Origin of the sequence: Paraburkholderia sp. 31.1, assembly GCF_014397645.1 — a bacterium.
Classification (GTDB): domain Bacteria; phylum Pseudomonadota; class Gammaproteobacteria; order Burkholderiales; family Burkholderiaceae; genus Paraburkholderia; species Paraburkholderia tuberum.
The window spans coordinates 75,017-94,134 of record NZ_VZQN01000019.1; the positions used below are offsets into that span (position 1 = coordinate 75,017).

The 19,118-nt window shown below is 64.9% G+C and carries 17 protein-coding genes; 9 read left to right on the plus strand and 8 right to left on the minus strand.

The features are described from left to right. Window positions 1–307 precede the first annotated feature (307 nt). From F6X37_RS16695 to F6X37_RS36930, 4 genes are read left to right on the plus strand one after another with little or no spacing between them, the layout of a single operon-like run. Window positions 308–1,453, plus strand: a complete 1,146-nt coding sequence (locus F6X37_RS16695) for a homoserine O-succinyltransferase MetX (RefSeq protein WP_184060895.1) — start codon at window positions 308–310, stop codon at window positions 1,451–1,453. Then, window positions 1,450–2,058: a methionine biosynthesis protein MetW gene (gene metW / locus F6X37_RS16700; RefSeq protein WP_090802214.1), complete on the plus strand. Its 609-nt coding sequence runs from the start codon at window positions 1,450–1,452 to the stop codon at window positions 2,056–2,058. The genes F6X37_RS16695 and metW overlap by 4 nt, the downstream gene beginning before the upstream one ends. 14 nt (window positions 2,059–2,072) lie before the next feature. Further along, the gene (locus F6X37_RS16705; RefSeq protein WP_187612095.1) at window positions 2,073–3,467 is read left to right on the plus strand and encodes an AmpG family muropeptide MFS transporter; all 1,395 of its coding nucleotides are present in this window, start codon (window positions 2,073–2,075) and stop codon (window positions 3,465–3,467) included. Further along, complete coding sequence (locus F6X37_RS36930) at window positions 3,449–4,765, plus strand: M48 family metallopeptidase (protein WP_187612096.1); 1,317 nt, start codon at window positions 3,449–3,451, stop codon at window positions 4,763–4,765. The genes F6X37_RS16705 and F6X37_RS36930 overlap by 19 nt, the downstream gene beginning before the upstream one ends. A gap of 59 nt (window positions 4,766–4,824) precedes the next feature. On the opposite strand, the gene F6X37_RS16715 is transcribed toward F6X37_RS36930, so the two are convergent. The 5 genes from F6X37_RS16715 to gatC form a co-directional block, all read right to left on the minus strand. Beyond that, window positions 4,825–5,604 carry an exodeoxyribonuclease III gene (locus tag F6X37_RS16715; protein ID WP_090802219.1) on the minus strand — a complete coding sequence of 260 codons (780 nt, stop codon included), beginning with the start codon at window positions 5,602–5,604 and terminating at the stop codon, window positions 4,825–4,827. A 52-nt stretch (window positions 5,605–5,656) separates the two neighbouring features. Beyond that, window positions 5,657–6,496, minus strand: a complete 840-nt coding sequence (locus tag F6X37_RS16720; RefSeq protein ID WP_090802221.1) for a PPK2 family polyphosphate kinase — start codon at window positions 6,494–6,496, stop codon at window positions 5,657–5,659. Window positions 6,497–6,639: 143 nt separating this feature from the next. Continuing rightward, window positions 6,640–8,115: an Asp-tRNA(Asn)/Glu-tRNA(Gln) amidotransferase subunit GatB gene (gene gatB / locus F6X37_RS16725; RefSeq protein WP_187612097.1), complete on the minus strand. Its 1,476-nt coding sequence runs from the start codon at window positions 8,113–8,115 to the stop codon at window positions 6,640–6,642. A gap of 5 nt (window positions 8,116–8,120) precedes the next feature. Continuing rightward, window positions 8,121–9,608: an Asp-tRNA(Asn)/Glu-tRNA(Gln) amidotransferase subunit GatA gene (gene gatA, locus F6X37_RS16730; RefSeq protein WP_187612098.1), complete on the minus strand. Its 1,488-nt coding sequence runs from the start codon at window positions 9,606–9,608 to the stop codon at window positions 8,121–8,123. Between the two features lie 158 nt (window positions 9,609–9,766). Beyond that, complete coding sequence (gatC, locus tag F6X37_RS16735) at window positions 9,767–10,066, minus strand: Asp-tRNA(Asn)/Glu-tRNA(Gln) amidotransferase subunit GatC (RefSeq protein ID WP_018419087.1); 300 nt, start codon at window positions 10,064–10,066, stop codon at window positions 9,767–9,769. A gap of 372 nt (window positions 10,067–10,438) precedes the next feature. Between gatC and F6X37_RS16740 the strand changes: the two genes are divergently transcribed. The 5 genes from F6X37_RS16740 to rodA all read left to right on the plus strand — a co-directional run bounded on the left by F6X37_RS16740 (window position 10,439) and on the right by rodA (window position 16,872). Then, the gene (locus F6X37_RS16740; RefSeq protein ID WP_004189550.1) at window positions 10,439–11,482 is read left to right on the plus strand and encodes a rod shape-determining protein; all 1,044 of its coding nucleotides are present in this window, start codon (window positions 10,439–10,441) and stop codon (window positions 11,480–11,482) included. Between the two features lie 154 nt (window positions 11,483–11,636). Beyond that, on the plus strand, window positions 11,637–12,773 hold the full coding sequence (mreC, locus tag F6X37_RS16745; protein ID WP_187612099.1) for a rod shape-determining protein MreC: 1,137 nt from the start codon (window positions 11,637–11,639) through the stop codon (window positions 12,771–12,773). Next, on the plus strand, window positions 12,770–13,282 hold the full coding sequence (mreD, locus tag F6X37_RS16750; RefSeq protein ID WP_090802227.1) for a rod shape-determining protein MreD: 513 nt from the start codon (window positions 12,770–12,772) through the stop codon (window positions 13,280–13,282). Before mreC ends, mreD begins: the two co-directional genes overlap by 4 nt. 79 nt (window positions 13,283–13,361) lie before the next feature. Then, complete coding sequence (gene mrdA, locus F6X37_RS16755) at window positions 13,362–15,713, plus strand: penicillin-binding protein 2 (RefSeq protein ID WP_187612100.1); 2,352 nt, start codon at window positions 13,362–13,364, stop codon at window positions 15,711–15,713. Between the two features lie 10 nt (window positions 15,714–15,723). Next, on the plus strand, window positions 15,724–16,872 hold the full coding sequence (gene rodA, locus F6X37_RS16760; RefSeq protein ID WP_187612101.1) for a rod shape-determining protein RodA: 1,149 nt from the start codon (window positions 15,724–15,726) through the stop codon (window positions 16,870–16,872). Window positions 16,873–16,956: 84 nt separating this feature from the next. Here the strand turns inward: rodA and F6X37_RS16765 are convergent, their stop codons facing one another. From F6X37_RS16765 to queD, 3 genes are all read right to left on the minus strand, one after another. Further along, window positions 16,957–17,691, minus strand: coding sequence for a tetratricopeptide repeat protein (locus tag F6X37_RS16765; protein WP_187612102.1), 735 nt, complete (start codon window positions 17,689–17,691; stop codon window positions 16,957–16,959). Next, the gene (locus F6X37_RS16770) at window positions 17,688–18,470 is read right to left on the minus strand and encodes an HpcH/HpaI aldolase family protein (RefSeq protein ID WP_187612103.1); all 783 of its coding nucleotides are present in this window, start codon (window positions 18,468–18,470) and stop codon (window positions 17,688–17,690) included. Before F6X37_RS16770 ends, F6X37_RS16765 begins: the two co-directional genes overlap by 4 nt. Before the next feature lie 192 nt (window positions 18,471–18,662). Beyond that, on the minus strand, window positions 18,663–19,118 hold the full coding sequence (queD, locus tag F6X37_RS16775; protein WP_090805502.1) for a 6-carboxytetrahydropterin synthase QueD: 456 nt from the start codon (window positions 19,116–19,118) through the stop codon (window positions 18,663–18,665).

Sequence of the window (19,118 nt, forward strand, 5' to 3'; positions counted from 1 at the left end):
CCCCCTTCGCGCGGCATCGCCCGTGCCGCTGCCGCGCGGAATTTTCCGCTATACTTTGCGCCTGATGTTGCCGCGGCCTTCCGATGCATAACGGACCGCGCCAAGGCATCCCGATACACGTTGCACCCGGTTTCACACCCTTTCACGCGCCGATTTGCTGACTCGATTGCGGGCGCGCGAACCCTTGGCCCCAGGCCCGCGGTTCACTATAAATGCGGCTAAAGAGGTCGTCAGCTGCGCACACCGTCCTTCTCTTCGTGCTTCGCCGACGCCGTTTAGCCGCCCTGTTGACTCAATGGCGGAATGAATGGAATCCATCGGCATCGTCGCTCCCCAAAAAATGCATTTCACCGAGCCGCTGCCATTGCGCAACGGCAGCTCGCTCGCAGGCTACGACCTGATGGTCGAGACCTACGGCACGCTCAATGCCGCGCGCAGCAATGCGGTGCTCGTGTGCCACGCGCTGAACGCATCGCATCACGTGGCGGGCGTGTACGCCGACGATCCGAAGGACATCGGCTGGTGGGACAACATGGTCGGCCCGGGCAAGCCGCTCGATACCGACAGGTTTTTCGTGATCGGCGTGAACAACCTCGGCTCGTGCTTCGGCTCGACCGGGCCGATGAGCATCGACCCCGCGACCGGCAAGCCGTATGGCGCGACCTTTCCGGTCGTCACCGTCGAAGACTGGGTCAACGCTCAGGCGCGCGTCGCCGACGCCTTGGCCATCACGCGCTTCGCCGCCGTGATGGGCGGCAGTCTCGGCGGCATGCAGGCGCTCGCGTGGAGCATGATGTATCCGGAGCGGGTCGCGCATTGCATCGTGGTCGCATCGACGCCGAAACTGTCCGCGCAGAACATCGCGTTCAACGAGGTCGCACGCTCGGCGATCCTGTCAGACCCCGACTTCCACGGCGGCAACTACTACGCGCACGGCGTGAAACCGAAGCGCGGCCTGCGCGTCGCGCGAATGATCGGCCACATCACGTATCTGTCGGACGACGACATGGCCGAAAAATTCGGCCGCTCGCTGCGTCGCGCGGAAGGCGCGCTCGATGACTACAACTTCAGCTTCGACGTCGAATTCGAAGTGGAATCGTATCTGCGCTATCAGGGCGACAAGTTCGCCGACTACTTCGACGCGAACACCTACCTGCTGATCACGCGCGCGCTCGACTACTTCGATCCGGCCAAGGCCTTCGACGGCGATCTGACCGCCGCGCTAGCGCACACCACCGCGAAGTATCTGATCGCGAGCTTCTCGACCGACTGGCGTTTCGCGCCGGCACGCTCGCGCGAACTGGTGAAGGCGCTGCTCGACCACAAGCGCACGGTCACCTATGCGGAGATCGACGCGCCGCACGGCCACGATGCCTTCCTGCTCGACGATGCGCGCTATCACAACCTGCTGCGCGCCTACTACGAACGCATTGCAAACGAGGTCAACGCATGAACCAGCGAGCACTTGATTACCTGGCATTGCGCCCGGACTTCCGCGCGATCGCCCGCTGGGTCGAACCGCGCGCGACCGTGCTCGATCTCGGCTGCGCGGACGGCTCGTTGCTGTCGCTGCTGAACGAAGAACTGGACGTGCAGGGCTACGGCATCGAGATCAACGACGCCGGCGTGCTCGCCGCGACGCAGAAGGGCGTCAACGTGATCCAGCAGAATCTCGAAGACGGCCTGCGCCTGTTCGAAGACGGCAGCTTCGATTTCGCGGTGCTGTCGCAGACGCTGCAGACGATTCATCAGACCGCGGCGATCCTGCGCGAGACGGTGCGCGTCGGCAAGCAATGCATCGTGTCGTTTCCGAATTTCGGCTATTGGGCGCATCGGCTGTCGGTGTTGCAGGGGCGTATGCCGGTGTCGAAGTCGCTGCCTTATCAATGGCACAACACGCCGAACGTGCGTGTGCTGACGATCAAGGACTTCGAAGCGCTCGCGCCCGAAGTCGGCATCGAGATTCTCGATCGCGTCGTGCTGCATGACGGACAGGTGGTGCGTTGGGGCGTGAACTGGCGTGGTAGTCTTGCGGTCTATCGCGTCAAGAAAAGCTAACGTCACTTATCCACATGTCGAACCCGCCGCACGAGGCGCCCGCACTTACCGCTCACGAAGAACATCCCGGCTGGCGCGCGTTTTTGAATACGCGCATGCTGATTTGCGTCTTTCTCGGCTTCACGTCGGGATTGCCGCTGTTTACGCTCGTCTACCTCGTGCAGGCGTGGCTGCGCTCGGAAGGCGTCAATCTGAAGGAAATCGGCCTCTTCGCGCTGATCCAGTTTCCGTACACCTGGAAATTCGTCTGGGCACCGCTGATGGACCGCTACGTACCGCGCGTGCCCGGTTGGCGGCCCGGCAGACGGCGCGGCTGGATGCTCGTCACGCAATTGCTCGTGGCCGGCGCGATGGCGACGCTCGGTTTCGTGTCGCCACGCGAATCGATCTGGACCGTCGCCGCGCTGACCGCCCTGGTCGCGTTCTTCGGCGCGAGCTCCGACATCGTGATCGACGCGTACCGGCGTGAATTGCTCAGCGACACGCAGCAGGGCCTCGGCAACGCGGTGCACGTGAACGCGTACAAGATCGCGGCGCTCGTGCCCGGTTCGCTCGCGCTGATTTTGTCCGATCATCTGCCGTGGAGCACCGTCTTCATCGTGACGGCCGCGTTCATGCTGCCGGGCGTTCTGATGACGCTGGTGGTGCGCGAGCCCGAGGTGCACGGCGAGCCGCCGAAGAATCTCCGCGAGGCGATCGTCGAGCCGTTCAGGGAATTCATTCAGCGCGACGGCTGGCGCACTGCCCTTTTCGTGCTCGGCTTCATCTTCCTGTACAAGCTCGGCGATACGATGGCGACCACGCTGTCCACGTCGTTCTTCCTCGACATCGGCTTTTCGCGCACGCAGATCGGCGTGATCGCCAAGACCACGGCGTTCGGCGCGAGTCTCGCGGGCGGCATCGTCGGCGGGATCTGGCTGATGAAGATCGGCATCGGCCGCGGCTTGTGGATCTTCGGTTTGCTGCAGATGGTGTCGACGCTCGGCTTCGCGTGGCTCGCGCATCTCGGCCCGGACTCGCCCGGACTTGCCGCGATTTACAACATTGCCGTCGCACTGAGCCAGGGGACGACGAAGCTGCTGTCGTTCGTCGGCATCGACTGGAGCGTGCAGCTCGATCCACGCTCGGTCGCGCTCGCGCTCGTGTACGGCTTCGAGACCTTCGCCACCGGTCTCACGATGGCCGCGTTCACCGCGTATATCGCGAGCACCACCGATCCGCGCTACACCGCGACGCAGTTCGCGCTGTTCACGAGCCTCGCGTCGGTGCCGCGCACGCTCGCGTCGGCGGCGAGCGGCTATGTGGTCGCGCGGATGGGCTGGTTCGACTACTTCATCCTCTGCACCGCGCTCGCGGTGCCCGGCATGCTGCTGCTGGTGCGCATCGCGCCGTGGAGGGACCGGTCGTGAAGGTATCGATTCCGACCCGCGCGCGCCGCACCACACTCAGCGCCGTAAGCGTCCTCGGTTGCGCCAGCGTCGCGCTGGCGATGCCGGCGGGCGCCTATGCGGCCGGCACGCCGGCGATTGGCGCCAGCCCGATGAGCGGCACGCAAGCGCCCGCGCCGGCCGCCGCCGCCGCGACCACCAGCGGTGCGACGCCCAACCCAGCCCCGATGCCTGCGGCCAGGTCCGCGACCAGCGGCACCAGCGCCGCGGAAAACGCGACTTCGGCTGCAGCCGGCAACAGCGGCAACAACAGCGCCGGCGGTGCCAAACCTGGCGCGGATAACAGCACCGGTGCCAACGCCGGTGCCCCGGGCACGCCCAGCGCTAGCGGTAGCGCTCCGGGTGCCGCTACTTCCGGCTCCGCGCCGCAGCCCGCGCACGCCCCCGCCACCGCCAAAGCGCCCGCCGCGGCATCGGCCCCCGCGGCCGTCCCGCCGCCCTACTACGTGAGCCCGCAACTGCGCTACGGTGGCTACATGGTGTTCCGCAACCTGATCCCGTCGTCGATGCTCGAGGCGCAGGCCGCCGAGGAGTTCAACCAGATCGTCTACGGCGCCAGCCACGCGAACCGCCTGTACGGCGAGACGGACGCGCGCGTGACACGCGTGCGCTCGATCATCGACCGGATGATTCCGTACTCGTTGAAATGGAACGAGCGAGCCAAGCTCTGGAAGTGGGAAGTCGCGGTGGTGCGCTCGAACGACATCCGCATGTACTGCCTGCCGGGCGGCAAGATCGTCGTCTATAGCGGGATTCTCGATCGCGTCCGCCTGAACGACGACGAGGTCGGCATGCTGATCGGCCATGAGATCGCGCACGCGTTGCGCGAGCACGCGCGCATGCGGCTCGGTCAGTTGCAGGCGAGCCAGCTCGATTCGTCCGGCACGATTCCGCAACTGTTCGGCCTCGCCGATCTGGGCATGGCGCCGCTCGGCATCGGTTCGCGTCTGCTGGAAATGAAGTACGAGAGCACCGACGAAACCGAAGCCGACGTGATTGGCAGCGATATCGCGTCGCGCGCCGGCTTCGATCCGCGCGCGGCGGTCACGCTGTGGGATAAGCTCGCGAAGGCGACGCGCGGCAGTCGCAAGCAGGGCTTCATCTACGTGCACCCGTACACGCCGGCGCGCCGCGACGACATCATCAAGCGGCTGCCGGACATGCTGCCGCTGTACGCGAAGGCAATCGGCAAGAGCGTCGACGAGTTGCCCGATTATGCAGGCATCGGTCGGCCGACCCGCAAGCCTGCGCGCGATTGATACCCCGGTTCTACGACTGCCGGCGGGCCACGGCGCTGCACGCGTCGCGGCCGGTGGGCTTACTTTTTGACCTTATGGTCGTAGTCGACGGTCAGCGGCGCATGATCGCTGAACTTGATGTCGCGGAACACGTCGGTGCGCTTCGCCTTGCTTGCGATGCCCGGCGTCGCGATCTGGTAATCGATCCGCCACCCGACGTTCTTCGCATACGCCTGACCGCGATTGCTCCACCACGTGTACTGCTCGGGCCGCTGGTCGAGCGTGCGGAACACGTCCACATAACCGACTTCGTCGAACAGTTTGTCGAGCCATGCGCGCTCTTCGGGCAGGCAGCCCGAATTCTTCTGGTTGCTCTTCCAGTTCTTGATGTCGATTTCCTTGTGCACGATGTTCACGTCGCCGCACACGATCACCTCGCGCTCCTTCGCCAGCTCGGCGAGATGCGGCATGAACTCGTCCATGAAACGGAACTTGGCCTGCTGGCGCTCGTCGCCGCTCGACCCCGACGGCACATACACCGAGACCACCGACAGCTTGCCGAAACGCAACTCGACATAGCGCCCTTCCGGGTCGAACTCCTCGCTGCCGAAGCCGATGACCACTTCGTCCGGCTCATGACGCGTATAGACGCCCGCGCCGCTATAGCCTTTTTTCACCGCATGCTGGAAATAGCCGGTGAAATCGTGCGGCGCCATGAACTCCGGCGTCATGTCGTCCTGCGAGCATTTGATTTCCTGCACGCAAAGCACGTCGGCGCCCTGTTCGCCGAACCAGTCGAAAAAGCCCTTCTTCGCCGCCGAGCGGATGCCGTTGAGGTTGGCGGTAATCACACGCAACATGTCTTTCCTCTTTTGTTCGATTCGTTTCTGAAGCCAAGGGGCAAGGCCGCGTTCACTCGACCTTGACGCCCTTCAGCGATTCCTTGGCCGGCGGATATTCGAGCTTCAGCGCGTCGAGCGTGCGCAGCAGCAGTTCGGCGACCATCACGTTGCGATGCGTCTTCGACTCGGCCGGAATCACGTACCACGGCGCATATTCCGTCGACGTCGCGGCCAGTGTGTCGCGATACGCGGACTGATACGCGTCCCACTGCTTGCGCGCTTCGAGATCCGACACGTCGAATTTCCAGTGCTTCAGCGGATCGTCGATGCGCTCCTGCAAACGCACACGCTGCTCGTCCCTTGAAATGTGCAGCATGCACTTGAGAATCGTCGCGCCGCTGTCGGCGAGCATCTCCTCGAACTGACGGATGTGGCGGCACCGCTGCTGGAACGCCGCGGCGTCGAGCGCGCCCAGCACGGTCGGCACGAGCAGGTCTTCGTAGTGACTGCGGTTGAAGATCGTCAGCTCGCCGGCCGCGGGTGCCTGCGAATGCACGCGCCACAGGAAGTCGTGCGCGAGTTCGACGGGCGTCGGCGCCTTGAACGGCACGATGCGCAAGCCGAGCGGGTCGACTTCGTGAAATACCGCGCGGATCGTGCCGTCCTTGCCGCTCGTGTCCATGCCTTGCAGCACTAGCAGAACGCGGCGCTTGCGCTGCGCGTGCAGCCGCTCCTGCAGGTTGTCGAGCAGCAGGCCTACTTCCGACAGACGCGCGCGGTCCGCGTCTTTCGAGCCGCTCGAAAACGGCTTCGCCTTCGGATCGAAATGGTCGAGCGAGAAGTGGTTTTTCTTCTTGCCGTCGTCGAAATACGGCACGCGGAAATCGTCGAGATCGGGTTGCTTTGTCATGCATACACTCCAAGGTCTACGCTTACCTATGCTTAACCGGCTGAAGCGAGTCCGCAAAATAAAACGGGCCGTTGCCCTGCTTCGATCCGGCAACGGCCCGTGGTGACACGGGCGCGATCACGCCCGGCCCGCGGCACTTCAACTCAGGACAACTTCTTCTTGAGCAATTCATTGACCTGAGCAGGGTTGGCCTTACCCTTGGTTGCTTTCATCGCCTGGCCGATCAGCGCGTTGAACGCCTTTTCCTTGCCGGCGCGATATTCGTCGACCGACTTCTGGTTCGCGGCGAGCACTTCGTCGATGATCGCTTCGAGCGCGCCGGTGTCCGAAATCTGCTTCAACCCTTTCGCCTCGATGATGCGATCGGCGGCGGCTTCGTCGGTGGCCTTCTCTTCCCAGATCGCGAGGAAGATTTCCTTCGCGATCTTGTTCGAGATCGTACCGTCGGCAATACGTTGCAGAACCAGCGCCAGCTGCGCGGCCGAGACCGGGCACGCGGCAATGTCGAGGCCTTCGCGGTTGAGTTGCGACGACACTTCACCCATCACCCAGTTCGCCGCGACCTTCGCGTTGGCCGCACCGAACTTGGCGACCACCGCTTCGTAGTAAGCGGCCGTCGCCTTGCTCGATGTCAGCACGTTCGCGTCGTACGGCGTGAGTCCGTACTGCGACACGAAGCGCCGCTGGATCGCTTCCGGCAGTTCCGGCATCTCGCTCTTCACGCGCTCGACCCACGCGGCGTCGATCATGAGCGGCATCAGGTCGGGGTCGGGGAAATAGCGGTAGTCATGCGCGTCTTCCTTGCTGCGCATCGAACGCGTCTCGCGCTTGTCCGGATCGTAAAGACGCGTTTCCTGCACCACCGTGCCGCCGTCTTCGATCAGTTCGATCTGGCGACGCACTTCGTACTGGATCGCTTCTTCGAGGAAGCGGAACGAGTTCAGGTTCTTGGTCTCGGTGCGCGTGCCGAATTCCTTCTGGCCGACCGGACGCACCGACACGTTCGCGTCGCAGCGGAACGAGCCTTCCTGCATGTTGCCGTCGCAGATGCCGAGCCACACGACGAGCGTGTGCAGCGACTTCGCGTAGGCAACGGCCTCGGCCGCGCTGCGCATTTCCGGCTCGGTGACGATTTCGAGCAGCGGCGTGCCGGCGCGATTCAGGTCGATGCCGGTCATGCCCGCGAAGTCTTCGTGCAGCGACTTGCCCGCGTCTTCCTCGAGGTGGGCGCGCGTCAGGTTGACGGTTTTCTCGTACGCTTCCTTGCCCGCCTTTTCATTGGCCGGTACCTGGATCGTCACCTGACCGCCCTGCACGACGGGAATTTCGTACTGGCTGATCTGGTAGCCCTTCGGCAGGTCGGGGTAGAAATAATTCTTGCGCGCGAAGATGCTGCGCGGCGCCACCGTTGCGCCGATCGCGAGGCCGAACTGAATGGCGCGTTCGACCGCGCCGCGGTTCATCACCGGCAGCGTGCCCGGCAGGGCCAGATCGACGGGGCTGGCCTGCGTGTTCGGCGCGGCGCCGAATTGGGTCGCGGTGCCCGAGAAGATTTTCGAATGCGTCGACAACTGCGTGTGGGTCTCCAGACCGATCACGACTTCCCATTGTTTGGTCATGGTGCTCACACTCCTGCCGGTGCCTGACGGTGCCAGTCGGTCGCGCGCTGGAACGCGTCGGCCACCTGCAGCATCCGGGCTTCGTTGAAATAGTTGCCGATGATCTGCAGACCGACCGGACGCTGCGCGTTCGCGCCCGCGCCGAAACCGCACGGCACGCTCATGCCAGGCAGGCCGGCGAGGCTCACCGACAGCGTGTAGATGTCGGCCAGATACATCTGCACCGGATCGTCGCCCTTCGCGCCGATGTCCCACGCCACCGACGGCGCGACCGGTCCCATGATCACGTCGCACTGCTTGAACGCTTGCTGGAAGTCCTGCGCGATGATGCGGCGGATCTTCTGCGCCTGCAGGTAGTACGCGTCGTAGTAGCCGTGCGACAGCACGTAGGTGCCGACCAGAATGCGGCGCTTCACTTCCGGGCCGAAGCCTTCGGCGCGCGACTTCTTGTACATGTCGAGCAGATCGCGGTACTCGGCCGCGCGATGGCCAAAGCGCACGCCATCGAAACGCGACAGGTTCGACGATGCTTCGGCCGGCGCGATCACGTAGTAGACCGGGATCGACAGTTCGGTCTTCGGCAGCGACACCTCGACGAGCGTCGCGCCGAGCGCTTCGTACTGCTTCAAGGCGGCGTCGATCGACGCGCGCACGTCGTCGGCGAGACCGGGGCCGAAATACTCCTTCGGCAGGCCGATGCGCAGACCGGCGAGCGGCTTGTCCGTGCCGCCGTCCTGCCACGACTTGCCGAGATAGCGCGTGTAGTCCTCGCGCTCGTGCGAGAGGCTCGTCGAATCGCGCTCGTCGAAGCCGGCCATCGCGTTGAGCAGCGTCGCGCAGTCCGCGGCGCTTTGCGCCATCGGGCCGCCCTGGTCGAGCGACGACGCGAACGCGATCATGCCGTAGCGCGACACCCGGCCGTACGTCGGCTTGATGCCGGTGATGCCCGAGAACGACGCCGGCTGGCGGATCGAGCCGCCGGTGTCGGTGCCGGTCGCGGCGGGCGCGAGACGCGCGGCCACGGCGGCAGCCGAGCCGCCCGACGAACCGCCCGGCACGGCCTTGCGGTCCCACGGATTCTGCACGGCGCCGAAATACGAATTCTCGTTGGACGAACCCATCGCGAACTCGTCCATGTTGGTCTTGCCCACGCACACCATGCCGGCGTTCTGCAGACGCGCGACCACGGTCGCGTCGAACGGGCTTTCGTAGTTCGCAAGCATCTTCGAGCCGGCCGTGGAGCGCCAGCCCTTCGTGACGAACACGTCCTTGTGCGCAATCGGCAGGCCGACCAGCGGGCCCGCATGGCCGGTGTGCAGCAGCGCGTCGGCGGCTTTCGCCTGCGCGAGCGTCAGTTCCGGATCGACCTGAATGAACGCGTTCAGGCTATTGGCCGCGTCGATCCGCTTCAGGTACAGCTGCGCCAGTTCGACTGCGGAGCATTCCTTGGCCGCGAGCGCAGCGCGCAGTTCGCTCAAACTTTTTTCATGCATTGCGTTTTATCCTGGAAAGCGCGGCAGCGTGGTCACGCCGCCGTGGAGGCCTTCGGTTGCCCGTCGGCAGACCGGTCCGGCAAGGTTCGCGGCGAGGACGCGCGTCTGGACCACGGAGGCTCGCGCAGACGCCAGACCCGGCGTCTGCCGGGCGGGTCTTATTCGATCACCTTCGGCACGAGGTACAGGCCGTCCTGAACGGCCGGCGCGGGGCGCTGGAAAGCCTCGCGCTCGACCGTCTCCGTGACGGCGTCGTCACGCAGACGCAGCGCGACGTCTTCGATCTGCTCGATCGGGTGGGCAAGCGGCGCGATGCCGGTGGTATCGACCGCCTGCATCTGCTCGACGAGGCCGAAAAAATCATTGAGCTGGGCACGCGTGTGCTCGGCGTCGGCATCGGCCAGTTCGAGTCGCGCGAGATGCGCGATGCGTTTTACATCGGTCAGGGTCAGAGCCATGCAGTCACCGGAAAGGGTGGAATGTCACAACAGTTAAAAAGTCGCGTTGTAACAGCGGGTTACGACAAGATAGGACAATCCTGAAAAAGGAGCGGCAATGACAAAATGTGCGCTCCGTTTCCTTCAAAACATCCAAAATTATAAGGTATCATTACGCGTTCGACCCAAACCCGGACCGACTTACCAAGGCCTTGCGGACAATTCCAAGAACGTCCGGCGCTTTCCGCCCTGGCTTTGCAACGGCCTCCGGTAGACTCCCCCGCGGCTTCAAGTTCATGTGGCGTCGCTACCGCCCGGTTGAAGCTGTTATTTTTCCGCTGCCGCCCTACGCATACGGTGCGAGGCCCGGCCCCCAGCGAGACAGGATTTTGAATGTTCGGTTTTTTGCGCAGCTACTTCTCCAACGATCTGGCGATTGACCTCGGCACCGCCAACACCCTTATCTACATGCGCGGCAAGGGCATCGTTCTCGACGAACCGTCGGTCGTGTCGATCCGCCAGGAAGGCGGCCCCAACGGCAAGAAGACCATTCAGGCAGTCGGCAAGGAAGCCAAGCAGATGCTCGGCAAGGTGCCGGGCAACATCGAGGCGATCCGCCCGATGAAAGACGGCGTGATCGCCGACTTCACCGTCACCGAGCAGATGATCAAGCAGTTCATCAAGACTGCTCACGAATCGCGCATGTTCTCGCCGTCGCCTCGGATCATCATCTGCGTGCCGTGCGGTTCGACCCAGGTCGAGCGTCGCGCGATCAAGGAAGCCGCGCACGGCGCGGGCGCCTCGCAGGTGTATCTGATCGAAGAGCCGATGGCTGCCGCGATCGGCGCGGGCCTGCCGGTGTCGGAAGCAACGGGTTCGATGGTCGTCGACATCGGCGGCGGCACGACGGAAGTCGGCGTGATCTCGCTCGGCGGCATCGTGTACAAGGGCTCGGTGCGCGTCGGCGGCGACAAGTTCGACGAAGCGATCGTCAACTACATCCGCCGCAACTACGGCATGCTGATCGGCGAACAGACCGCCGAAGCCATCAAGAAGGAAATCGGCTCCGCGTTCCCGGGCTCCGAAGTCAAGGAAATGGAAGTGAAGGGCCGCAATCTGTCGGAAGGCATTCCGCGCAGCTTCACGATCTCCAGCAACGAAATCCTCGAAGCGCTGACCGATCCGCTGAACCAGATCGTGTCGTCGGTGAAGATCGCACTGGAACAGACGCCGCCGGAACTCGGCGCGGACATCGCCGAGCGCGGCATGATGCTGACCGGCGGTGGCGCGCTGCTGCGCGACCTCGATCGCCTGCTCGCCGAAGAAACCGGCCTGCCGGTGCTCGTCGCCGAAGACCCGCTGACCTGCGTCGTGCGCGGCTCGGGCATGGCGCTCGAACGCATGGACAAGCTCGGCAGCATCTTCTCGTACGAGTAAGCGAGCCTTCCTCCCATGTCAGTAGCGCGGATCTGGCACACGGCCCCTTGCGGGCCGCTTTGTCGTTGGCTGGGCCGACCAGCCTCCGCACGCTGACCGCGCGCGCCTTGCGCGTCGCCGTCTCACCCAACCGCTCACGCCCCCGGCGCCGACCATGGAATACAGTCCGCCGCCCCTGTTCAAGCAAGGCCCCTCCGCTCTGGCCCGACTGGTGTTCTTCGTCGTGCTGGCGCTCGCCCTGCTGATCTCCGATGCCCGCTTCCAGACGCTCGAAATCGTCCGCGGCGTGCTCGGCGCGGGTCTTTATCCTTTGCAGCGCGCAGCGCTCGTGCCGCGCGACATCTTCATGGGCGCCGCCGACCTCGCCGTGACGAGCGCCACGCTGCGCGACGAGAACGCGAAGCTGCGCGCGAAGGATCTGCGGCTGTCGCAGCAGGCCAATCTGGCCGCGTCGCTCGCCGCCGAAAATGGCCATCTGCGCGCGCTGATGCAACTGTCGCAGAGCCTCACCACGCAATCGCTGCCCGCCGAAATCCAGTACGACACGCGCGATCCGTTCACGCAGAAGGTCGTGATCGGACGCGGCGCGCAGCAAGGCATCCAGAACGGCTCGCCGGTCGTCGACGAAGATGGCGTGATCGGCCAGGTCACACGGGTGTTCCCGCTGCAGGCCGAAGTCACGCTGCTGACGGACAAGGACCAGGCGGTGCCGGTCGAAATTCTGCGCACCGGCTTGCGCAGCGTGATCTACGGTACGCCGAAGGGCGACACGCTCGATCTGCGCTTCGTGCCGATCAGCGCCGACGTCCAGACCGGCGACGAGCTCGTCACGAGCGGCCTCGACGGCGTGTATCCGCCGGGGCTGCCGGTCGCGAAGGTCGTGCGCGTCGACAAGCAGGCCGACACCGCGTTTGCGCGCGTAGTCAGTCTGCCGGTCGCCGCGGTGCGCGGTGCGCGTCAGGTGCTCGTGCTGCACGTCCAGAACAACGCGCCGCCGCGCCCGGCGGACGAACCCGACGCGGCAACCGTCGCGAAGGAAGCGAAAGCGAAGAAGGGCGCCAAAGCAGCGGACGGCAAGGGCGCGGCGGACAAATCCGCCGCCAGGCCAGCCGACAGGAACGCTGCCGACAAAGCGGCGACCGAAAAGCCCGCAGCCAAATCCGTGGAAAAGGCGCCGGGCAAAGCTGCGGCCGACAAGAAGTCCGACAAGCCCGCAGCCGACAGGAAAGCCGAAAAGCCGGCCGCCGCGAAGAACGTGAAGCCGCAAGCCGAGCCGGGGGCTCAGCCATGAATCGCCCGCAATACATCCTGCAGCCTGTCAACCCGTACTTCATCGCGTTCAGCCTCGCTTCCGCGTTCCTGCTGAACCTGATGCCGTGGGGGCGTCTCGCCGGCGTGCCCGATTTCGTCGCACTCGTGCTGCTGTTCTGGAATGTCCATCAGCCGCGCAAGGTGGGCATGGGCATCGCGTTTCTGCTCGGTCTGCTGATGGACGTGCACAACGCGAGCCTGCTCGGCGAGCACGCGCTCGCCTACACGCTGCTCTCGTACGGCGCGATCACGATTCACCGCCGCGTGCTGTGGATGTCGCTCGGCGTGCAAATGTTCGCGGTGATGCCGCTGCTCGTCGTCGCGCAACTGGTGCCGTTCGTGATCCGGTTGTTGACCGGCGCGGCGTTTCCGGGCTGGAGTTATCTGATCGACGGTTTCGTCGAAGCGGCGCTATGGCCGGTCGCCAGCATCTTGCTGCTGATGCCGCAGCGCCGCCCCGCCGACCCGGACGATACGCGCCCCATTTGATCCCGCATCGGGCCCACCGGCCGCGGCCAGTTTGGGCGCACACTCTTGATGGCCGCATGCCGGCCTTTTGCAGAATCGCATGACCGAATTCAAGGACACTCAACAGCAGCTCACGAAATTCCGCCTGCGCGTCGCGGCGGCGGGCCTGTTCGTGTTTGTCTGCTTCGGGCTGATCGGCTTCCGCTTCCTGTTCCTGCAGGTCTGGCACTACAGCAAGTACTCGCTGCAAGCCGATGAAAACCGCATCTCCGTCGCGCCGATCGTGCCGAACCGCGGCATCATCACCGACCGGAACGGCGTCGTGCTCGCGAAGAACTACTCGGCCTATACGCTTGAAATCACCCCGTCGAAGCTGAACGACACGCTCGATAACGTGATCGACAACCTCGCCACCGTCGTGTCGATCGATGCGCGCGACCGTCGCCGCTTCAAGAAGCTGCAGGAAGACTCGAAGAACTTCGAAAGTCTGCCGATCCGCACGCGCCTGACCGACGACGAAGTCGCGCGCTTCACCGCGCAGCGCTTCCGCTTCCCTGGCGTCGAAGTGCGCGCGCGGCTGTTCCGCCAGTACCCGCTCGGGCCGACCGCCGCGCACGTGATCGGCTACATCGGACGGATTTCGCAACGCGACCAGGACCGCATCGACGACGCCAGCGATCAGAACGACAGCGATCCGGATCACTACGATCCGCGTCTTGACGCGAACAACTACAAGGGCACCGATTACATCGGCAAGATCGGCGTCGAGCAGAGCTACGAGACCGAGCTGCACGGCCAGACCGGTTTCGAGGAAGTCGAGGTGACGGCGGGCGGCCGCCCGGTGCGTACGCTGTCGCGCACCCAGGCGACCCCGGGCAACAACCTCGTGCTGTCGCTCGACATCGGCCTTCAGCAGGTCGCCGAGCAGGCGTTCGCCGGACACCGCGGCGCGCTCGTCGCGATCGAGCCGTCCACCGGCGACGTGCTCGCTTTCGTGTCGGCGCCGAGCTTCGATCCGAATTCCTTCGTCGACGGCATCGACCAGCAGACCTGGGACGAGCTGAACAACTCGCCCGACCATCCGCTCCTGAACCGGCCGCTGCACGGCACCTATCCGCCGGGCTCGACCTACAAGCCGTTCATGGCGCTCGCCGCGCTGACGCTGCATAAGCGCACGCCGAGCTGGGGCTTCCAGGACCCCGGTTACTACACGTTCGGCGGCCACACGTTCCGCAACGACGTGCGCTCGGGCCAAGGCTGGATCGACATGAACCGCGCGATCGTCGTGTCGAACGACACGTACTTCTACATGCTCGCGCACGATCTCGGCGTCAACAACATCGCGAATTTCATGAAGCCGTGGGGCTTCGGGCAGATCACCGGCATCGACATCGCCGGCGAAGCGAAGGGCATCCTGCCGTCGACCGACTGGAAGCGCCACGCGTACCGCCGCCCCGAGCAGCAGAAGTGGTACGAAGGCGAAACGGTCAGCCTCGGCATCGGCCAGGGCTACAACTCGTTCACGATCCTGCAGCTCGCCCATGCCACCGCAACGCTCGCGAACAACGGCGTCGTGATGAAGCCGCACCTCGTGCGCGACATCGAGAATCCGATCACGAAGGACACGCGGCCGGTGGTGCGCGATCCGAGCGACAAGATCGCGGTCAAGCAGCAGGACATCGACTTCATCAAGCGCGCGATGGAAGGCGTGGTCACGAACGGCACGGCGGCCAAAGTATTCGCGGGCGCGCCATATCAGGCGGCCGGCAAGACCGGTACCGCGCAGGTGTACTCGCTGCAAGGCGCGAACTACAAAGGTCACGCGGTTGCGGAGAATTTGCGCGATCACGCGCTGTTCATCGCCTTCGCGCCGGCCGATCAACCGAAGATCGCACTCGCGCTGGTCGTCGAAAACGGCGGCTGGGGCGCGGAGGCGGCCGGTCCGATTGCGCGCAGGGTGCTCGACTATTACCTGGTCGGCAAGAACAAGCCCGGCGCGGAAGAAGCGGCGGTCGCGGTAGCGGCATCGACCACGCTCGAAGCATCCGCGCCGCAGGTCGGTGATACGCCGGCCTCGCATGATGGCGCTCAGCCGCTCAAGATTGCGGCGGGCTTCAAGGCACTGCCGATGCCAGGGGCGGCGGCTGCCGCGGTGGCCTCCGGTGCGTCGGCGGCCGTTGCGGCTTCGGGCGCGAATGGCGCGTCTGCGCCGGTGGCGGCGTCGGCTGGCGCGCCGGCAGCGGCTTCGGCCACCGCGGCGCGCGCGGCCTCGGCGGCGAAGCCGGCGTCGGCTTCGTCCGCGGCAAAGAAATCCGCGTCGCGTACGTCCGGCGCCCCGCACCAACCCCGTCCGGCAAGCGAGCCGGCGCCGAGCGTCGCGGCACCATCGCGCGAGGACAGCTTCCAGGGCGCGTCGCCGCGCCAGCCGGCCGCCGGCGGCATCGACGAATAAGGAGAAAGGCATGCAATTCGACAAGCGCGCCTGGCTCGAGCGCATCAAGCGGATGTTCGTAGGCTTCGACCGTCCGCTCGCACTGATCGTGTTTCTGCTGCTGTGCGTCGGCATCGTCACGCTGTACAGCGCGACGCTCGATATGCCGGGCCGCGTCGAAGACCAGTTGCGCAACATCCTGCTCACCTTCGTGCTGATGTGGGGGCTCGCCAATGTGCCGCCCAATACGCTGATGCGCTTCGCGGTCCCGCTCTACGCGTTCGGGATCGCGCTACTGGTCGCGGTCGCGATGTTCGGCCTTACGCGCAAGGGCGCGAAGCGCTGGATCAACGTCGGCGTGGTGATCCAGCCATCGGAAATCATGAAGATCGCCACACCGCTGATGCTCGCCTGGTACTACCAGCGCCGCGAAGGCGTGATGCGCTGGTACGACTACCTGGTCGGCTTCGTGATCCTGATCGTGCCGGTCGGCCTGATCGCGAAGCAGCCCGACCTCGGCACGGCCGTGCTCGTGTTCGCGGCCGGCCTGTTCGTGATTTACTTCGCGGGGCTGAGCTTCAAGCTGATCATGCCGGTGCTGATCGCGGCCGTGATTGCGGTTGCGTCGATCGCGGCGTTCCAGGACAAGATCTGTCAGCCCGAAGTGCAGTGGCCACTGATGCACGACTACCAGAAGCACCGCATCTGCACGCTGCTCGATCCGACCTCGGACCCGCTCGGCAAAGGCTTCCACACGATTCAAGCGGTGATCGCGATCGGCTCGGGCGGCCCGCTCGGCAAGGGTTGGCTGAAGGGTACGCAGGCGCATCTGGAGTTCATCCCCGAGAAGCACACCGACTTCATCTTCGCGGTGTTTTCGGAAGAGTTCGGTTTGGCAGGCGGAATCGTGCTGCTCACGCTGTACATGCTATTGATCGCGCGCGGGCTCTACATCGCGGCCAACGGCGCGACATTGTTCGGGCGATTATTGGCCGGCTCGTTGACGATGGCATTCTTCACGTACGCGTTCGTCAATATCGGCATGGTGAGCGGGATTCTGCCGGTGGTCGGCGTGCCGTTGCCGTTCATGAGTTACGGTGGCACCGCGCTGACTACATTGGGCGTCGCGATCGGGCTGATCATGAGCGTCGCGCGACAGAAGCGGTTGATGCAGAGCTAACCCGTAGCTAGCGGCACGCTAGCAAACGACAATGCAAAAAAGGGCGCTCGCTGCGAGCGCCCTTTTTGCTTTTTTGCTGCTTCATTACTGCGGCTTCACTTCCTTCTGATCGCGCAGCTGCGCGCTCAACTGCTGATACTTCAGGCGCGCGGCCGGATCGCCCTGCGCCGCCGCGGCCGCGTAATATGCGCGCGCCACATTCAGATTCCGGTCGACGCCATCGCCGCCACGCTCGTAGAACGAGCCGGTCACGTACTGCGCGGTCATGTCGCCGCCCTGCGCCGCTTTCTTGTACCAGACGAACGCCTGCTTGTTGTCACGCTCGGTACCGCGTCCGTCGAGGAACTGATTCGCGAGTGCGAGCTCCGCCTGCACATGGCCCTGCGCGGCCGCCTTCATGAACCAGCGATGCGCCTCCACCGGATCGCGCCCGACGAACTCGCCATCGTCGTACATCTTGCCGTACACGTATTGTGCGTGCGACATGTTCGCGTCGGCGGCCTTGCGCAGCCACTTCTTGCCTTCGTCGACGTTGACCGGCGTGCCTTCGCCGTTGAGCAGCATCATCGCGTAGTTGAACTGCGCAAGCCGGCTGCCGCGCTCGGCGGCCTGGCGGAATTCGCTCAGCGCCGCGCCAAGGTTACCGGCGTTGTAGTCGGCCACCGCGGATTGCGTCTGCGGATCGTTCGCCTTGGCGACGTGATCCTGTGCATACGCGGCGTTCCACGCCCCAGTCGCGAGCAGCGCCACCGCCATGCTCACTTGCGCGGTCACTCGCGTGATCATCCGCCCGGCGCCCCTCTGCACTCTGCCGTTCATGACCTCACCTCCTGTAATGCCTGGCGCGTCGCGCGCAACATCCAGATCACGTCGGCGGCTAGCGCGACGAAGCGAAAACCGGCGTCGCGATGCTGCCGCGCGCTCGCCACGTCCATCGCGAAGATGCCGGCGGCAATGCCGGCCTTGTCCGCCGCGCTGACGATACGCGCCATCGCCGCCTGCACGTCCGCGTGTTTCGCGTCGCCGAGATGACCAAGGCTCGCGGCCAGATCGGCCGGCCCGACGAACAGGCAATCGACGCCCGGCGTCGCCGCGATCTGCTCGACCTCCTGCAAGCCGCGCGCCGATTCGATCTGCACAATCGTCGCGATCTGTGCGTTGGCCGTCTGCACGTAATCACGCCGCATGCCGTAACCGGCCGCGCGCACGACGCCCGCGACGCCGCGCAGGCCGTCGAGCGCCTCGGCGGTCGGATATTGGGTGAGCCGCACGGCGCGTGCCGCGTCTTCAGCGGATTCGATGTTCGGGAACATCAGCGTGCGCGCGCCGGCGTCGAGCACGCGCTTGACGAGCCACGGCTCGCTCGCGGGCACCCGCACCACCGGCTCGCTCGGCAGATGGGCGGCGGCAATCGCGCGCAATTGCGACTCGACGCCGCCGCTATCGTTGGGCGCGTGCTCCATGTCGATCAGCAGCCAGTCGAAGCCGGCGTGCGCGAGTGCTTCGGCGGCGGCCTCGCTGCCGAGCGACAACCACAGCCCGATCAGCGGCGCGTTGTCCTTCAGACGTTGTTTGAGGGAGTTGGTGAAGGTGCTCATCGGCTGGCCTCGCGCAGGTTTGCAATGCGAAGCGGGGCCAGATAGTGGATCAGGCAGGCACCGGGGCGCTGACGGCCTCGTTGCCTGCTGCGACGCGATGCGGTGACCGGCATGTCTCGCTCCGTGTGTTGGTCGGAACGATCATACCGTGACAATAACGCGAGAAGTTCGTTCGCCCGGCGGGGCGTGGATTCAGGTGGGAAGCGAGTCGCGGACCACCTCGGCCCAGCAATTCGGCGTCTCGTACAGACGCACTTTGTGCAGGCGCAGGTTCACGCCGTAGTGCGCGTCGTAGACGTTCGCGAGAATGTCGAACGCAACCGCGGCGAGGTTTTCGACGGTCGGAATGCGATCGATCACGACCGTCTTGTGATCCGCCATGCTGTCGAGGAAGCCACGCACCTGCGTGTCGCCTTCGTAGACGAGAAACGCGTGGTCCCACTTGTCGACCAAGTGCTCGTTGGCGAGCGACTTCACGTCGGCGAAGTCCATCACCATGCCGCGATCGGGCGCGCCTTCGGTGTCGACCAGATCGCCTAACAGCGTGATTTCGAGCACGTAGCGATGGCCGTGCAGATTACGGCACTGGCTGCGGTGATCGGGAATGCGGTGGCCCGCGTCGAATTCGAGTTTTCGGGTAATCGTCAG